This is a genomic window from Halobacillus sp. ABA4_118, from assembly GCF_056160205.1.
In genome coordinates this window covers 2823850-2839611 of the sequence record NZ_JBSWWS010000001.1, presented here as the reverse complement: position 1 = coordinate 2839611, position 15762 = coordinate 2823850, and the positions used below count along the sequence as shown (strand labels likewise).

Genomic DNA, 15762 nt, shown 5'->3' with positions numbered 1-15762 from the left:
TCGATGCCTAATTATACATATGGACCAGGGTTACATCGATAAGAATTAATATTAAGAAGGTTAGAGCGCTCCCATATAGATAAACCTTTTTTTCCTTGAATATCCAAGCAGCTAAGGTTAAAAGTGCAAAAACAACTATGGTACCCTGTATTTTTTGTAATCTATCCTGCTTCTGAACAATGTCAAGCATTTCTGAAGGGGCACCTTTAAAAGGTTGTTCATTGATTTCCTTACCATACCAGTTATAACTAATAATTCGATAAGTGGAGGATTCCTTTATATACTCTAATTTTTTAAAACCTAACACTGGTAAGTCAATTGAAAAAATAAAAAGTAATCCAGCTATAATGAATATTAATATTTGCGCTAATGTCTTTTTTTTCAAAAGAAACCTCCTTATGAGTAAATTTAATTGTTTAAAGCTAGGCTTTGATCCATGTAACTCGATTAGTTAAAATAAATAAGCGATCGTTAATTGAACAATCGCCCCGTTTCTATAAGACTTGATTTCATGATATTGAAGCAGATTTTCATGTAACGCGCACGGATAGCTGAACATGTGATTGTATTATTTCCTTTTATATCACTAAGCTACAATTATTATGGAATATGTAAAAACAAAAATGTTGATTAACATTAACATTAACCTTTTCCACCCTCTCCCTCCTATGGCGCTAATGAATCCTAATAAAGGTAATACAAAGAGCCCTACGAACATTAGCTCCCCTGGTATTGTAATGAAAGATTGGTCTATGAAAACATGTAATAAAATCACCCCATAGAATATAACGAATAATAAAGATATTCTGTGATTGCTGCTATATAAATCACCAACCCACTTTTTAGCGACCTGAAGATAAAAATCATCTTCATTACGATGATGACGTAGGAACTCAAATGCAGAAACCAAACCATCAATAATTGAATATTTGGGTGTTTCTGGCCCTTTTGACAAGTCAGCATTCAAGTACCCTTTACTAACAAAACGTTCTTGGAATTTCCTTATTACTTTAATTGGTTCTTTGTACATCTTCCTTTTTAACATGAGCCTCGTTAAAAAACGGAGAAGAACTAGTTGTGTGACATCAAAAATTCTTCGCATTGTAAACCCTTCCTTTTCGTACTATTTGTTCTTTATCTTGCTGAATTATTCTATTGCGTCAGTTAAAAAGCGACTGCTTTTATTAAACAATCGCCCCCCCACTTTACGTAAGACTCGAAATTGAGATAAACCATTGAAGTTCTTTTACTTAATTTATCAGCTAGGTTAAATTAGGGTACCAAAAATTCCGCTAATTCCTATTAAAACAAAGACTATCCCGATGATTCTTGTAGACCATGTAAAAAATGTAGAAGGTCCATCTGCACGCTTAGATTTCCAACTTTCTCCGATTAACCACCAGGAATATGGTGAAGATATCCCCCAAACACCCATTAATAAGAATAAAATGCTTATAAATATTGAAAATCACCTCTTCTTTACATTCTTCTCCTCGTACTACCTAAACCTTATACAGAACAATATTCTTATTGAATAATTGACCCTTTTTTATAAGACTTGATTTCAAGGTGTTTGGTCATAACAATATATAAATCGAACCAATACTCTTACTTACTTAAATCTATCTTGATGCTTTTATCCTCACCTAATCGCTCGTTATTTTCATCTCTTGGTGCTTCCATTTGGAAAGTTATGTTTTTTACTTCCTCAGCATTCAAATCGTCTAATAAATAAGAGGCGAAAGCCCGGTATTCCCCAGCACCCCTATAACCAAAAGATAAGTTACCACTCTTCAATAGGTTTGGTTCAATCCATTCTTCTTCAGAATTTATTTTTATCGGGAGATGTTTCCCATCAAAGGTTAAATTATCCTCTTCTGAAGTAACTATAAAATCCAACCTGATAAACGTAACTTCACCATCTGGAAGTTCATCAGTAAGTATATTCTTCATTTCTCCTTCCTGTACCGAAACCCCAAGCATTTCTATAGTTATAGGACCAGATATAACAGTTCCTAATTCTGTTTTTGAGTTTACAACTTCAAAATCTCCTAAAGAAAAAATATTATCTTCCTCAGAATTATTATCACCCGTTTTCTCTATCTCCTCAGTTTCATTCTCTTCTTCTGAGGTCCTATCATTGCTTGTTTCAACATCATTACAAGCCGTTAGCAATAGTAATGAGCTAGATAAAAATATGTATAGTAGTGTTTCAAGTTTCAATATCTCCACCCCATTTCAAATTATCCATATTTAGATTGCCTTATTACTCAATATAGTGGCAATAACTAGCGTAGCATAATTATGATTTCCTAGAAATAAAGTCTTAAAAACCGGACTGAGTCTTCCACCAACCTGCCCAAAACGTTAAGGGGGCAATTCTTCTGTTAAAGAATTGCCCTTGTTACTTGGAGACTCGATATCGAGATAAGCTTCACACACTCTGACTCAACGTTTATTATTATTCTTTATCATCGATGAAACTATCATCTTTAAAAAATCTTCATGATAAGTATCAAACGTATTATAGTACTTAGCGTCAGGGTTACCTAATACTTCTCCTTTTCTTTCATCACATGTTCTTATTGAATATAATGATGAATAACCATTTCCTCCAGCTAAAGTAAATAGTCGCCCATACTCTCCAGTTAACTTATCCTATAAAATAAAGAGCGACTATTCATAGTGAATACTCGCCCTCTTTTGTTTAAGATTCAAAATCGAGATATAGTTATTATTAATCCCCTCACCAAATCAATGATCCCATAATACCCTTTTTATCATCCTTGGTATATCGTTGAAGAATCTGTCAAGCTAGATCTGCCAGCTCAGAGATGTCTCCTGTTCAGATAGTACCCATAATTTGGCTGACATTTCTTTGTTCAAGGCAAATGACTCTAACGAACATTCACCAACCGGGCCGACCATCTCAAATCTAGTAGGACCATAATACTTCTCATCTTCCAACCCTTTTTCTGTTGCACACATAACTTCGGGCCAAGATCCCCTCTCCGCAGATTGCGCAAAGACGGAAAGTACAGACCATAGTCTCTTTTGGAAAGGACCAGCTGTTTCCTGTATCAAATTCGTTCGAGAGGCTCCTGGATGACAAACCTGTACCTGAACACTTTTACTCGAAGCCTTTATCCGGCGTTGTAACTCGTAGGCAAACATCATCTGTGCTAACTTGCTCTGAGCATAGGAAGCCCATGGGGTATAATTATTATCAAAGTTAATATCTTCGAACCTAATCCTCTTCTCTCCCATTTTATATCCATTACTACCCACGACGACGATGCGTCCTTTAGATTCATCAATACGGTCAAAAAGTAGTCCACACAGTAGAAAATGACCAAAATGGTTCACACCTAGCTGGCTTTCATGGCCATCCACTGTAATCTCTTGTTTTGCCACCTGAGCAATCGCGGCATTACAGATAAGAGCATCGATATGAGGGACATTTTCTATTACCTCCGCAGCTGCTTCACGCACAGAACTTTGCACGGCTAAGTCCATACGGACAAAAGACACCTCAGCATTTCTTCCAAATTCTTGTTTTAAAGATGTCAGTGTATCCTTTGACTTTTCAACATTTCGATTCAACATCACCACTTTTGCACCTTTGGATAGAAACACCCGTGCTGCTTCTAATCCCGCACCACTTGTGGCGCCGGTGATCACGTACGTTTTACCTTCTAATGAGGCGAGTCGCTCGGGTGTCCAACCTTTTGTTCCAAATTTCTTTTTATTCACTCTTTTGTTATTTGCCATTATTCTAGCTCCTTTTTCTATTTATTCACTAACAACCCATGGGGTTTATCATTAAATGCTCCTGTCTAAAGCAATTATAAGTCTCATCTATGTATCTAACCAGGCGCAATAGTCGCTAAAACATGCCCATTTGTATTAAGAGTGTTACATCGGTATTAAAACATGCTACACTTGTTTTATGAATAAACAACGAATTAAACAACTTATTGAAAAAAGAATGACTGAAGATGGCATGATGGAAACTGGGATCAAGGGTGTGCAGCTTTTCCGCGTCAGCAGTCCTCTCCGTTGTGCCCCTGCGGTTTATAAACCAACCGTGGTAGCTATCGTAAGCGGGGCTAAGGAAGCTATATTGGATGGTAAGTCCCATGTATACGACAGCAGTCAATATATGTGTTGTACAATGTCAATGCCTGTGGAAGCTGGGACTCCAACAGCTTCTCCTGATAATCCACTTCTAGGTGTCTATATCTCCCTGGATACAAAAGTGATGACTGAACTAGCCATAGAGATGGAGAGCGCTTCCGGTGTAATTGGAAAGCCCAATAGTGGTCCTCTCCCACAGGGTTTGGCACTTGCTCATTGGGATGATGAATTCTCTGATGCACTACTACGCTTGCTACAATTAGGAAATAGTCCTAGAGATACAGCAGTGCTTGGGGATAATAGGCTTCGAGAGTTATACTATACAGTCTTAAAAGGAGATGCAGGGGAATCCGCTATGCGAGCATTTGGAATCGGTAATGAAATCTCCCGATCTATTGCGTATTTATCTTCCCAGATAGACAAAACGGTAACCGTTGAAGATATGGCCGCACAAGTTGGGATGAGCCGGGCCGTATTCCACCGCAAATTTAAGCAGGCTACAACGATGTCACCTATTCAGTTTGTGAAATCGATGCGACTAAACAATGCCGCTATGAAGATGGCTGGTGGAATGAATGTGAACGAGGCTGCCATGGAAGTAGGCTATGTAAGTTCCTCTCAATTCAGCCGGGAATTTAAACGTATGTATGGGCTATCTCCAAAACAGTGGAGCCACTCTAAACAGCTTCCTTCAGAAATGATGAGACGAACAGCACACTTTTTTGACCAACTTCAACGTTCATCGATCTAATGTAACCAGTCCTGCCTAATACATGAACTGATCCAACAATCCTTTATAAACTTTAAAGGTCATATGAATATTAGGCTCTGTAAAGTTTTTTTGTTAATAATAATCACAAAAAAGAACTCCCATAAAAAGGAAGTTCTTTTTTCATTAATGAGCTTATATAACTAAAGCCCCCCGTTACTTGAAGACTCGAATTCAAGAAGTTTTTACGATTTGTCTCTACGCCCCAGCTTTTCCATTTTAGGAAAAATAAAATACCAGGAAATAAAACCACCTATTGTTAATCCTATTACGGTTGACCACTCTATTTCCCCGTATATAAAGTATCCGAAGAGAATAGCAACGATTGCAAAAACAAGTGTAGCGACAATACCATCTTTAGTTCTTTTGTTCATTTTGCAATCCTCCTTCTCCTACCTACATTTGATAATAAGTATTTTAGGATAGCTCCCTATTATTGAATAACATTCATTAATTATCTTTAACCATAGTAATAAACTCTGCAGAGTTAGTAGTGAACTTATCCTTTTTTGTAAATCCTAGTTTTTGGTATAAATTAATTGCTCTTTTGTTAAATGTTGCGACTGATAGTCTTATTGGAATGCCGGCATAGTCTTCTTTTATGTATTTAATGATAAATGAACAAAAATCATGCCCGTATCCATTTCCCGTATAATCAGGGTCCATACCAAGACCCATATCTACAGCATTATCATTGTAAACACCATAATTATGGCCAACCGGTATTTGAGCTGTCTTACCTGTACATAAGAAACCAATCAATTTATCATTTTCGTCAGTTATAGCTTGATAAGAACCATCGAGTCGTTCTCTTAACTCTTCTTCATTCACTTCATTATTATAAAAATCATATGGCTCTTCATATTTCCAACTCAGTATCGTTCTAGCTGAATTTATGTTCATTTTCTTAATGGATAAATTCATAATGCCCTCATTTCTATTGTTTTTTTCATTAAAGTATATTCCTCAGTCCTGCCCATCCGTTAGAAATTATACAAATAGGAGCATTAATCCTTCTTAGGTCAACGCCCCCTTTACTTTAAGACTCGATTTCAAGATAGTTTGAATTTAGAAATGTTTTAAACTTTATTATTCAGTTATCTAGAAAAAGCTCTCCTAGAGTCGAAGATGATATCTTTTTTCCCTTGGATAAAGTTTGACTAATCCAATCACCGTCGCAAAAAGTAATATAGCAGCAATGATGATTATTACAATTAAATCCATTTGTGTAGGTAGTGATTGAGTTTCCTCACTCCCTATTATAATAGGTGAAAGGTAAAGTTCATTCATTAATGCTAAGAGATTACCAAAAGAGTGTAAGATAATCGGAACATATATTTTACCGGTGTTCAGATAAGCTATTGAGAACAATATGGACATCAAGAAAGCACTAAAGAAACTAAAGGGGTGACCAGTTGTAAATAAGATTGCAGTAAATATCACACCCTTGATACGGCCGTATTTTATAACAAACTTGTTAAGCATCATTCCTCTGAAAAATAGCTCTTCTATAACTGGAGCTAATACAACAGCTACAATAATTTTCAACAGAATATTAGAAGGCAATGCTTGGTTCTGCACTCTTTGATCTGCTAAAGGGACATCACCTATGTCAGGAAATACAAAAAGAATGGAAACGCCAAGAGTCATAAATAAAGCTGCTGCGGTTATTTTTACTAGTGGAACAAAGGACAGCATTCTAATCCAAGGAATCTGAACATCATTTTTAATGCTTAATTTTGAAAGCCTCATCCCTTCTTTGGATAGCTCAAGGCAAATCCATAAAAAAGCAAATATGTATAAAGTAATATCTGCTATCTCAGTAGTTGATTCACTGGGATCAAAACCAATTGAAAATACCGCATAAGATATTTCCCATACTAATACTAAAGGTATGATCGGCCATAGTTTTATATATCTAAATCCTATCTTCTTTTGATTCATTTGTTCCTCCTTTCAAGTCTATAAATTATCCATAGACTTAAGCTTATTATTTCAAAACCCCTCGATATACTCAAGATTAGATTAAGGAATTATAGTAACTTTTGATTCTGCCATACCAAGGCTTTCTACCGTTCGAAAATAAAGAAAAGGCGACTACCTTATATTAGATAATCGCCCCCGTTTGTGGAAGACTCGATTTCGAGATAAAAAGCCGTTCTAATAGCGTTTGCTTAAGCAAAAGAGGGGATAGTATGTCTGGATCCTCTGGTTTAATTTTTGATGTTCATCGTAAAATGGCAAAAGAAATCAGGTTATCGATACTTTCTCGACAACCTGACAAATAGACAAGGCATTTATGCCTCGCTTATTTCTTAATTTAATATGTTCGTCACTTTTTGTTTCTTTTTAATCTTAAAACCAATATACCAATTATTGGGGCTATCATAAAGGTAGCACAGATTAAAATATCAGCATACCAGATATACACGGGAGGAGAGGTTTCTGGGTTATATGGATCTTTACTATGTCGATAAAGATTCATGATTAATAAGAGTGCACCAAAAATAAAAAAATAGTACATTCTTTTTTCAGTTAACCCTTTTTTTTGAGATTCGCCATTCTCCCCTAAATTCACCATTTCAGGCCCCCCCTTCCTCTTATAACTATTAATATAATAGATGTTACTGATGGTTTTTTGTTCTGCTTTTATCTATGTATGTAACAAAAAAATACAATGACCATAATAACAGTCCAACCAATGTAGTAATCCAGCCCTGGATATTTAATTCAAAGAATAAAACTATGAAGAAATAACCTAAACACAACAATCCAATACCCCTACTTAATTTATAACCCAAAATGGCCCCCTCTCTAATTAGTGAAAAAGCCAATGTTTCTATTGAACCATTGCCCCCAATACTTGAAGACTTGATATTGAGATAATTTATCTACTTCAAGGCTCTAAAAAGTTTTCTACTATCTTATTGAAAATATCTGGTTGGTCCAAATTCGCGGTATGCCCTGCACCTGGAATTAATCCAATAAGAGCATCTTCTTTATTTTCTCTCACGTAAGCTACAGCTTCTACTTCGTGCTTGTCACTGCTACCATTAAGCAATAGAACTGGGGTACTAAGTTTTTCGAAATCCGCTTTAGAAATACTGGGATACTTAAATGTCATATTATGAAGTACGTGTTCAAGCGTTTTTCTCCATTTATCCCCGTGCAGATCCTCAAAGCTCCGAGCTATCTGTGTATTGTTCTCCTCAATATTTAAAAAGTAATCATATTGTTTTTCCATTACTTCCTTTAACTCTTCGGGTATGTAGGGGGTATATCCAGTCAGTATAATTCCTTTAACTAACTCGGGTTTTCTTAAGGAAATATGTACAGCAATCGACGCTCCTAAGGATAACCCCATTAAACACCCCTCTCCTCCCGCTTTGAGTCGAGAGATCACATATTCAAGCGTTTGTTCAAAATAGTCTTCAGTAGATTCCAATGGACTATCCCCGTGGCCGGGTAAATCTAAAGTTACTAGTTCATACTTTTCCTTAAAATAATCTATTTGACTACTGAAGTGTGATTTAGAAGTTCCCATGAAACCGTGCAACATATATATTTTCTCTATTTTGATCTCCTCCTTTGGTATAAATGTAACATGTAATTCCAATTTCAAGCCGATAAAAAGACGATTATCTTTATTAGATATTCGTACCATTTAGCGGGAGACTTAAATCAAATTTTCCCAACTATATTTAATTTTTGAATTAATGATTATTAAAGGTATTAAACACTAGTTGCAACCCAAATCAGCAATAAGGCAAATATAATAACAGCTCCAGTATGGATCCAGCTCCCCTTAATTTTACCCTTTGCAACGTCAAAATCCCTGAGCATTATAGCTCCCCAACCTGCGACAACTAGTAAAATAATTATTACTGTCATTCATAAGAATCACTCCATTCGCTCTCTTACTGAACTCTATTACCAATGAAGTACATTCCCAAACTATGCCAATATAAAAAATGACCTTCTGAAGAAACCCCCCCGTTAATTTAAGACTCAAATTCGAGATAATATCTCTTACTGTTATTTACTTTAGCGCCCTTTACTACAATAGTCTTTAAGCAAAAAGAGCTGCAAGAAGATATCCTACAAACATAATTATAAAAAAACTAAAAGTCATAATTATATTTGATATAATGCCAAACTTACTTTTCCCTAAATAGCCAAATACTGCACCTACAGGGTTAATAATAAATGTTAATATCCAAAAACCATAACCATATTGAAGTATAAAATTAGGTAACCATAATGCCACTCCCACTAAAAAACATATACCAGATAATATAGTCCATTTTTTATTCGATTTCTCTTTCTCCACTACTATCCCCCCTTTTGTTCTTCTTTAACTTTAACCCAATAACCTATTTATTTTTTCAACTATACTAATCCGTCAGTTTAATAGGTTAAACCAATGATGTTACTTGTGCTTATGTAACGAAGGGCTAGTGCTCTCTTAAACATTCGCCCCCCCCCCCGATACATTAAGACTCGATTCCGAGATAATTTCCACCTCAGATAAAACTTAATTGAATACCTCCCATAGTTTGCTGTTCTCCATCTCAATCAACTGACCGAACACACCTAAAGTTCTTACTATTATTTCCCCTCCATCCGGATCTTCATATTTTTGTTCCTGCGAAGCAAATACTCCTGCGTTCTTAAAATGAGAGGAACTAAACCTTATCTGACTTTTTCCATTCAAACAATTCCCATCTGCTTCACAATTGATATTGTGTTTTTCGGAAACCCATTTGTTAAAAGCTGCTTCGGATGGTGTAGTTACCACCATTCCAAGAACCAACACAACAATTGTTAAACAAACCAAAGATATCACTTTTTTTAACAATCAAAAAACCCTTTCGTTACGACTAATATTCCACATAAGCCCCCGTTAATGTAAAACTTGATTTCAAGATGTCTCCAGAAAAGACTAAATTACAAAAAGCAATTGTGGCGATTGCTCTATTGAGCAACCGCCATCTAACGTTTCTAAATGATACCTATAATTTTCAATCCTATAAATACAAATATCCAGCTATCCAAGCGATCTAAAACGCCTCCATGCCCCGGGAATATTTTTCCTGAATCTTTAACCTGGAAGTAACGTTTTAATGCTGACTCTGCTAAGTCGCCTATTTGTCCTAAGATGGAAATGAAAATAATAACCATAATGGAAATAAAATAGCTGGAGAAAACCTCCCATTGCCATTGCATTAATAGTCCTACTAAAAAAGCAACTACTATTCCTCCCACTGAACCTTCAACCGTTTTATTTGGACTAGTATTGGGGGCAAGCTTTGTTTTACCCAGCGTTTTACCAACAAAATAAGCGCCCGTATCTGTGGACCATATAATAATTAAAACAGTGAATGTCCATATGATTCCTTCCTCTAATCTTGCTTGAACTAACAACTGGAATCCGAATCCAATATATAACACCCCAATTAAAAGGGTTCCAGCCTTTTCGATAGAAAATTGTTCTGTAGCTCTTTCTTCACTTAGAATCGTAGCTGTAAGAAAAGAAACAATCAGAGCAAGTATTACTTTTATATGTATATCTTCATAGGAGGGGTTAAACAAAGGAATGAATAATAGGAAAACTCCTAAGGCCCCTATGAACCATTTCCTTCCCCATTTCTTAATCTTTATGATCGTAGTAAATTCATAATATCCAACTAAGGCTAGTAACAACATTGAATATATAAACCATTGTTGACCTATGTAAAACACAATTAAGAACAATAAGGCTATTAATATTCCAGTACTAACACGTTCTTTCATTGCCAAAACTCCAAGCATAAGAAAATGTATGTAGCATTATCCTTCGTTAATTACAATTATTTCAAATTCACTTTAATACCACAACCTATAAGATTAAACTTACCCGAAACTCTTTAAGGAGGGAGAGCCATCACTTATAGCGCTCTATCGAGCAATCGCCTCTATTGAGGAAGACTCGGTTTCAAAGTGTTTAATCATCATGTAATTGTAGATATTAACTATATTTGTTTTGACACCCAAATGAGCATCACTCCAAATAAAATAGCTAAAAAAGAGACTAATAAAAATATCCCTCCAAGAAATATAGAGGGGATGAAGTAGCATGTAGCAACAACTACTATGAACCAGCCTATTACGAATGAAAAGCTTGAGAATAAATCAATAAAATATTTTATAGAAACGCCCCCATTTCTTTAAGACTCAGTATCGAGATGTCTTCAAATAGAGCTATGTACTAACTGTATTAAGTCAACGTGTAAACCACCAAACAAAAAATAAGATTACTGCGATGATAAACCAAGTAAGTGCAACTATATGTTTTCTTTCAGCCTTTCTCTTAGAAGAGTTAGAAAAAAGTATTCCACTAATCAAGGCGATAGCAATAGCCCCAAGTCCAAAAGCTCATAAAATCCTCCTTTCACTACCATTCAAGACATAATTTGAGATAGACATTATTTAATTAAAGCCCCCTATTGTGGAAGACTTGATTTCAAGACGAATAAATCCACTGTTTGATCTCCAAATCAAGGATCGAATTAAAGTCTGTTTTTGTAAAAACTTCATTCAAAAACACAACTTTCTTTAAATAATAGTTAACGTTAATATAGCACCCAATAATGCCTCAATAATGTCGCCTTGTCTATTACATACGAAATTAGGTCTCTTTAGTTTCAAGGCAGTGAGTATTTTGAAACTGAGTCTTACAAAATCCTACCCACTAGTAGAAAAGCGATTGCTCTTATTAAGCAATCGCCCCCAATTCTTCAAGAATTATTTTTTTAAGATATAATTTCAGGCCCAGGTAAAATAATTTCCTTCTTGATATTATTGAAAAGACTCTGCTGCCTCAATTAAATCATTTTTTTCAACTTTAGTTTCCGACTGTTTAGCAAAATATTTTAAAACATAATGAATCTTTCCTTCTGCCCATCTCAAAGTCTTAGTTCCTGAACTATCGACAAAATATTTTCCAGATTCACCCCCTACTTGTACATCATGATATTCTTCTTGAGAAGTAGAAGAAACGTCACCTCCGTTTACAGTTAATAAACTAAGGTGCTCCTTATTTTCTCCATAGAAATCAAAAGTTAAAGTTTTATATGGTTGCTGCACCTTAGGAGGATGACTAAAGTCAGCTCGTTCTACTTCAAATGGAAGTTCTGTGGGAAGTTGAGGGTTAAAAACCAAATCTTCCGTTTTTTTGCTCAGCTCATCATTATTGAATTTATGTAATCCACTTGTCGAACTACATGCCACTAAAATCAATGGTAAAGTTATTATTAGTAATAATTTTTTCATACTATCTCCCCTTCTAAGAACATGTTGTTGATTGCATGTTAAAAGTGTAGTCTACAGCAAATACATGCAAAAGGTCTCATATTTCACATACGATTTAGAATTATTAAAGTTTCAAATATTATTACCGCGAATCTAAATCTTCTAGTATCATACCCAAACCAAACAAAGGGGCAATTCTCTCTTATAGAATCGCCCCCGTTACAGGAAGACTCGAATCCGAGATAAATTCCTTATATATAATCTTTAACAAAGGAGAACACTTCCTTATCTTTATATGATTTACCCTCTTCATTAAATTCCATCGATTTCTTCACTTTTGGTTTTGAATGAATCCCTATCTTACGTTGCTGATTTTCAATAAGACTTTTCACTACAGCTTGAATAGACAAGATGAGAAGGACGTACAACACTAAAACAGGGATGATTAACCAATACCTCTCTGTCATTATTCCAATTTTCATCGTTTCAAAGAGCGATGTCCATTCATAGATCAAAGATTGAGAAGCCCCCTCTTTATTTCCTCGAATCGTCCCACCTAAGAATATGGAAAGCACTCCAAGGTGCAGGAGAACCTGTAGAACTTGAATCATTTGTTGTCCAAGCAATAAAAATAACCTTGGAACCAAATGGGGAGTCATGTGTTTAAAGATAATCCTTACCTTACTTGCTCCGAGAAGCATAGCAGCTTGAATGTACTCTTTTTTCAAGGTTTCATCGGATTCCTGTCCTATAACATTCAACAAGACTGGGAGAGCGAAAACAATCAAAATAGTCAATTCTAATACTAAATTTGGAACCATTAGCGATTCAGCAAGTTGTTTTTGATGTTTTTCAAAAATCACGACATCCACAAGTAAGACGTAGGCAATTAATGTCATAGGCAAAAACTGCATTCCATCAGCTAATCCATTAATGACTTTCTTTGACCGGGATCCTAACCAGAAAGTATAAGGGATGCTGAGTATATAACCGATAACTACTCTGGCAAGAGCAACCAAGAGGGTTAACAAGATCGTGTACTTCGCTCCGACAATCAACATTTGTAAAACAGAATATCCATTTAAATTGGAGCCGAAAATTAACTTCCCTTCGCCCCAGGAATGAGGAGGAGCTTGAATGTTTCCTTTTGCGTCCTCCACTAACCCTACATTTTCAACTGGCGTGTTATACAATATGCTGATACCCAGCATCAAAATAATATACCCTAGACCTACAAGAAACTTCGGGCTTTTAAGTAATAGCAAAAATTGTTTAACAAGTGCACTCCACACGGAAATCATTCTTCCCATGAACCCTTTAAGCGAAAATTTTTGGAGATGAAGAACTTCAGCATTTTTTAGCATAGAAGGCGGAGATAAGGTGCCCTTTTTCGTTTCTTCCCCAACCAGCCCATCCAACAAAGAATAAATGATATAGAATGGAGTGAAGATTAGAATCAATGATACCGCCATGATAAAAGGTCTTGTATCAAAAAAGATTAACCGCACAATTCCATAGAAGTTATGTAAATACTCGATGACTAATAAACTCGACAGTGTAAGCCACAGAATCGGCTTTGATTGTATGATTAGGTTTCTTTTAATATTACTTAAACAATGCTTTACAAGAATAGTTGTGTTTCCTAGCCCTTTACTTTTTGCTAATGTAACATAGTCTCTTCTCCATTCTTCTTCCAGTAGTAAAAGACAAGTCCTGTAAAATAGCACAGTTGGTAAAATACATAATGACAAAATAGGAGATAGGTATATTTTTTCTTCACCTAAATAGACAAATCGAAAAAGTAAAAGATCAAACGACTTAAAAAACCAAACCACGAACATTTGTAATAAGAATATAAACAGAATATCTGGCAATGCTTCTAAACTATTTAAAACAGTATGTATGGCCCGACTTATCTTTCTAGGTAACCCAAAGGTCGATATAGCTAATACAAGTCCCATTACAATGGCAATGGCTAGCGCGGAAAATAAAATGGTCATAGAATAAAGGTAGTTATCTGATATATAAGATAAGAGAGGCTTTTCTAAGTATTGATAATTAAGACGATGTTGGAAGACCCATTCTGAGGGAGTTAATATCTGATTTATTACATGTGCAACGCTTTGAAAATAGAGCGGTAGATTCCATTTAAATCCATTAAAGAATATAACTGATATACAACTTATTAAAATTATACCGATGACACCAAAAAGATATTTCATGCAAAATTTAGCGACATTCAAACGGATCCCCCATTTCTGTCTTGATATTCCATACGATAACTAAGGGGCAAAGTTTCAATTTTTTGTAATTTAATTTAAGTATAATTTTATCCGTGAATGTAGAGGGAGATGGTAGTTCCCCCACACCCTTCATGCAATTTCATTCCGAAACTGAGACTTCAACTATCCTGAGATAAAAAAAGCGATTGCTCTTATTAAACAATCGCCCCCGTTAGCGCAAGACTTGAATTCGAGGTAAATTGAAACACACTTTAAGTAACACACCTATTATTTAACTACACACCATAGATATCACTTAAAAAAATAATCCTTTTACCACTTCATAAATAGCAATTCCTACTACTACTCCTAATAAAAGTTTTACGAAGTTCATAGTTTTCCTTTCCAAAACAATTCCCCCTTTATCTTAGCTTCGATTTTATTAAACATCATTAATGTTGAAAGCAAGCATTATATTGAACAATAGCCCCCGCTAGCGTAAGACTTGTATTCAAGATATTGAAGCATATCTTTAACTAAAGTACGCCTTGAGACCAGAAGGATGAATGTATTCTATTTATATGCCTTTGCAAATGTCGATGGTGAAAAGGAAACTTTGTATTTACCTTCAAGTTCTTTCTGTACTTTTTCTGTTATTTTCAATCCCTCTTTATTATGTTCTGCTTCAAGTTCTACACCATTAGGAACTATTTCATCTTTATCCCAATCAATCCATTCACCATACTTCCCAATCCATTTCATTAACTCCAACTTCAAATCGAGTTCAATTGGAATCTCTTCTATGTCAAGGTTGCAATTACAGTGATTACACCAAATAGGGTCTGCACCTACATCTCCCTCAACTTTTAATTCATTTGTTTTTTGTTGTTTACATTCACATCTCATATTGTTCCCCCCCTCCATTTATTAAAGTACACTGCTCTGTTAGTTAAAAGGACGATCGTCTATATTGAACAATCGCCCCCGTTTACGTAAGACTTGAATTAGAGATATATCTTATTGTTTTACAATATGTCTCTTATCGAAAAAACAAGGAATAAATTATAAACCCAGCTATTATTAGGAGAATAAATATACCAGTTCCCTTCCAGCCTAAGCCACCAACTAAATCTGCAAGATTGCTTCCGTGTCCACTACTTGAAGGATTGCTTAACTCTTTTTGTCTTAGTTTTTCTCTTCTTTTTTCAGGAGTTTCATTTCCCATCTAATTCCTCCAAAATCATTTCTCTTAATAAACATACGATACTAATCCAGTTTAGTTTCAAAACTGGCTATTATCTAGAACCCAAGTCTTCACCTAACCTGCCCAAAACATTAAGAAGA

18 protein-coding genes are annotated in these 15762 nt (G+C 35.3%); 1 reads left to right on the top strand and 17 read right to left on the bottom strand.

Features of this window, described 5'->3' with window-relative positions; translation table 11 throughout:
- Positions 1-7 precede the first annotated feature (7 nt).
- The 5 genes from ACXAGL_RS14310 to ACXAGL_RS14290 form a co-directional block, all read right to left on the bottom strand.
- Complete coding sequence (locus ACXAGL_RS14310) at positions 8-385, bottom strand: hypothetical protein (RefSeq protein ID WP_474991480.1); 378 nt, start codon at positions 383-385, stop codon at positions 8-10.
- A 201-nt stretch (positions 386-586) separates the two neighbouring features.
- Positions 587-1030, bottom strand: a complete 444-nt coding sequence (locus ACXAGL_RS14305) for a hypothetical protein (protein ID WP_474991478.1) — start codon at positions 1028-1030, stop codon at positions 587-589.
- Between the two features lie 237 nt (positions 1031-1267).
- On the bottom strand, positions 1268-1450 hold the full coding sequence (locus tag ACXAGL_RS14300; RefSeq protein WP_474992384.1) for a DUF6199 family natural product biosynthesis protein: 183 nt from the start codon (positions 1448-1450) through the stop codon (positions 1268-1270).
- Positions 1451-1608: 158 nt separating this feature from the next.
- Complete coding sequence (locus tag ACXAGL_RS14295; RefSeq protein ID WP_474991477.1) at positions 1609-2223, bottom strand: hypothetical protein; 615 nt, start codon at positions 2221-2223, stop codon at positions 1609-1611.
- A gap of 591 nt (positions 2224-2814) precedes the next feature.
- The gene (locus ACXAGL_RS14290; RefSeq protein ID WP_474991475.1) at positions 2815-3771 is read right to left on the bottom strand and encodes an SDR family oxidoreductase; all 957 of its coding nucleotides are present in this window, start codon (positions 3769-3771) and stop codon (positions 2815-2817) included.
- Between the two features lie 178 nt (positions 3772-3949).
- Between ACXAGL_RS14290 and ACXAGL_RS14285 the strand changes: the two genes are divergently transcribed.
- Entirely contained in the window at positions 3950-4888 is a 939-nt protein-coding gene (locus tag ACXAGL_RS14285; protein WP_474991473.1) for an AraC family transcriptional regulator, read from the top strand.
- 203 nt (positions 4889-5091) lie between these two features.
- On the opposite strand, the gene ACXAGL_RS14280 is transcribed toward ACXAGL_RS14285, so the two are convergent.
- From ACXAGL_RS14280 to ACXAGL_RS14225, 12 genes are all read right to left on the bottom strand, one after another.
- Positions 5092-5280, bottom strand: a complete 189-nt coding sequence (locus ACXAGL_RS14280) for a hypothetical protein (RefSeq protein WP_474991472.1) — start codon at positions 5278-5280, stop codon at positions 5092-5094.
- A gap of 76 nt (positions 5281-5356) precedes the next feature.
- Entirely contained in the window at positions 5357-5830 is a 474-nt protein-coding gene (locus tag ACXAGL_RS14275; RefSeq protein WP_474991470.1) for a GNAT family N-acetyltransferase, read from the bottom strand.
- Between the two features lie 192 nt (positions 5831-6022).
- Complete coding sequence (locus ACXAGL_RS14270; RefSeq protein WP_474991468.1) at positions 6023-6850, bottom strand: lysostaphin resistance A-like protein; 828 nt, start codon at positions 6848-6850, stop codon at positions 6023-6025.
- 388 nt (positions 6851-7238) lie between these two features.
- Positions 7239-7487 carry a hypothetical protein gene (locus ACXAGL_RS14265; protein ID WP_474991467.1) on the bottom strand — a complete coding sequence of 83 codons (249 nt, stop codon included), beginning with the start codon at positions 7485-7487 and terminating at the stop codon, positions 7239-7241.
- A 315-nt stretch (positions 7488-7802) separates the two neighbouring features.
- Entirely contained in the window at positions 7803-8570 is a 768-nt protein-coding gene (locus ACXAGL_RS14260) for an alpha/beta fold hydrolase (RefSeq protein WP_474991466.1), read from the bottom strand.
- Positions 8571-8975: 405 nt separating this feature from the next.
- Entirely contained in the window at positions 8976-9236 is a 261-nt protein-coding gene (locus tag ACXAGL_RS14255; protein WP_306462670.1) for a hypothetical protein, read from the bottom strand.
- A gap of 204 nt (positions 9237-9440) precedes the next feature.
- The gene (locus tag ACXAGL_RS14250; RefSeq protein ID WP_474991464.1) at positions 9441-9764 is read right to left on the bottom strand and encodes a hypothetical protein; all 324 of its coding nucleotides are present in this window, start codon (positions 9762-9764) and stop codon (positions 9441-9443) included.
- 143 nt (positions 9765-9907) lie between these two features.
- The gene (locus ACXAGL_RS14245; protein ID WP_474991462.1) at positions 9908-10699 is read right to left on the bottom strand and encodes a phosphatidate cytidylyltransferase; all 792 of its coding nucleotides are present in this window, start codon (positions 10697-10699) and stop codon (positions 9908-9910) included.
- Positions 10700-11743: 1044 nt separating this feature from the next.
- Positions 11744-12217: a hypothetical protein gene (locus ACXAGL_RS14240; protein ID WP_474991460.1), complete on the bottom strand. Its 474-nt coding sequence runs from the start codon at positions 12215-12217 to the stop codon at positions 11744-11746.
- Between the two features lie 230 nt (positions 12218-12447).
- Complete coding sequence (locus ACXAGL_RS14235) at positions 12448-14439, bottom strand: ABC transporter permease subunit (RefSeq protein ID WP_474991458.1); 1992 nt, start codon at positions 14437-14439, stop codon at positions 12448-12450.
- Positions 14440-14991: 552 nt separating this feature from the next.
- Entirely contained in the window at positions 14992-15324 is a 333-nt protein-coding gene (locus ACXAGL_RS14230; RefSeq protein ID WP_160890287.1) for a hypothetical protein, read from the bottom strand.
- Between the two features lie 133 nt (positions 15325-15457).
- The gene (locus ACXAGL_RS14225; protein WP_474984652.1) at positions 15458-15643 is read right to left on the bottom strand and encodes a DUF6366 family protein; all 186 of its coding nucleotides are present in this window, start codon (positions 15641-15643) and stop codon (positions 15458-15460) included.
- Between the last annotated feature and the right edge of the window lie 119 nt (positions 15644-15762).

Coding starts and splice junctions, on each gene's coding strand:
- ACXAGL_RS14305 (WP_474991478.1), bottom strand. CDS start 1,030: ATGTACAAAGAACCAATTAAAGTAATAAGGAAATTCCAAGAACGTTTT.
- ACXAGL_RS14290 (WP_474991475.1), bottom strand. CDS start 3,771: ATGGCAAATAACAAAAGAGTGAATAAAAAGAAATTTGGAACAAAAGGT.
- ACXAGL_RS14285 (WP_474991473.1), top strand. CDS start 3,950: ATGAATAAACAACGAATTAAACAACTTATTGAAAAAAGAATGACTGAA.
- ACXAGL_RS14280 (WP_474991472.1), bottom strand. CDS start 5,280: ATGAACAAAAGAACTAAAGATGGTATTGTCGCTACACTTGTTTTTGCA.
- ACXAGL_RS14275 (WP_474991470.1), bottom strand. CDS start 5,830: ATGAATTTATCCATTAAGAAAATGAACATAAATTCAGCTAGAACGATA.
- ACXAGL_RS14270 (WP_474991468.1), bottom strand. CDS start 6,850: ATGAATCAAAAGAAGATAGGATTTAGATATATAAAACTATGGCCGATC.
- ACXAGL_RS14265 (WP_474991467.1), bottom strand. CDS start 7,487: ATGGTGAATTTAGGGGAGAATGGCGAATCTCAAAAAAAAGGGTTAACT.
- ACXAGL_RS14260 (WP_474991466.1), bottom strand. CDS start 8,570: ATGGTACGAATATCTAATAAAGATAATCGTCTTTTTATCGGCTTGAAA.
- ACXAGL_RS14245 (WP_474991462.1), bottom strand. CDS start 10,699: ATGAAAGAACGTGTTAGTACTGGAATATTAATAGCCTTATTGTTCTTA.
- ACXAGL_RS14240 (WP_474991460.1), bottom strand. CDS start 12,217: ATGAAAAAATTATTACTAATAATAACTTTACCATTGATTTTAGTGGCA.
- ACXAGL_RS14230 (WP_160890287.1), bottom strand. CDS start 15,324: ATGAGATGTGAATGTAAACAACAAAAAACAAATGAATTAAAAGTTGAG.
- ACXAGL_RS14225 (WP_474984652.1), bottom strand. CDS start 15,643: ATGGGAAATGAAACTCCTGAAAAAAGAAGAGAAAAACTAAGACAAAAA.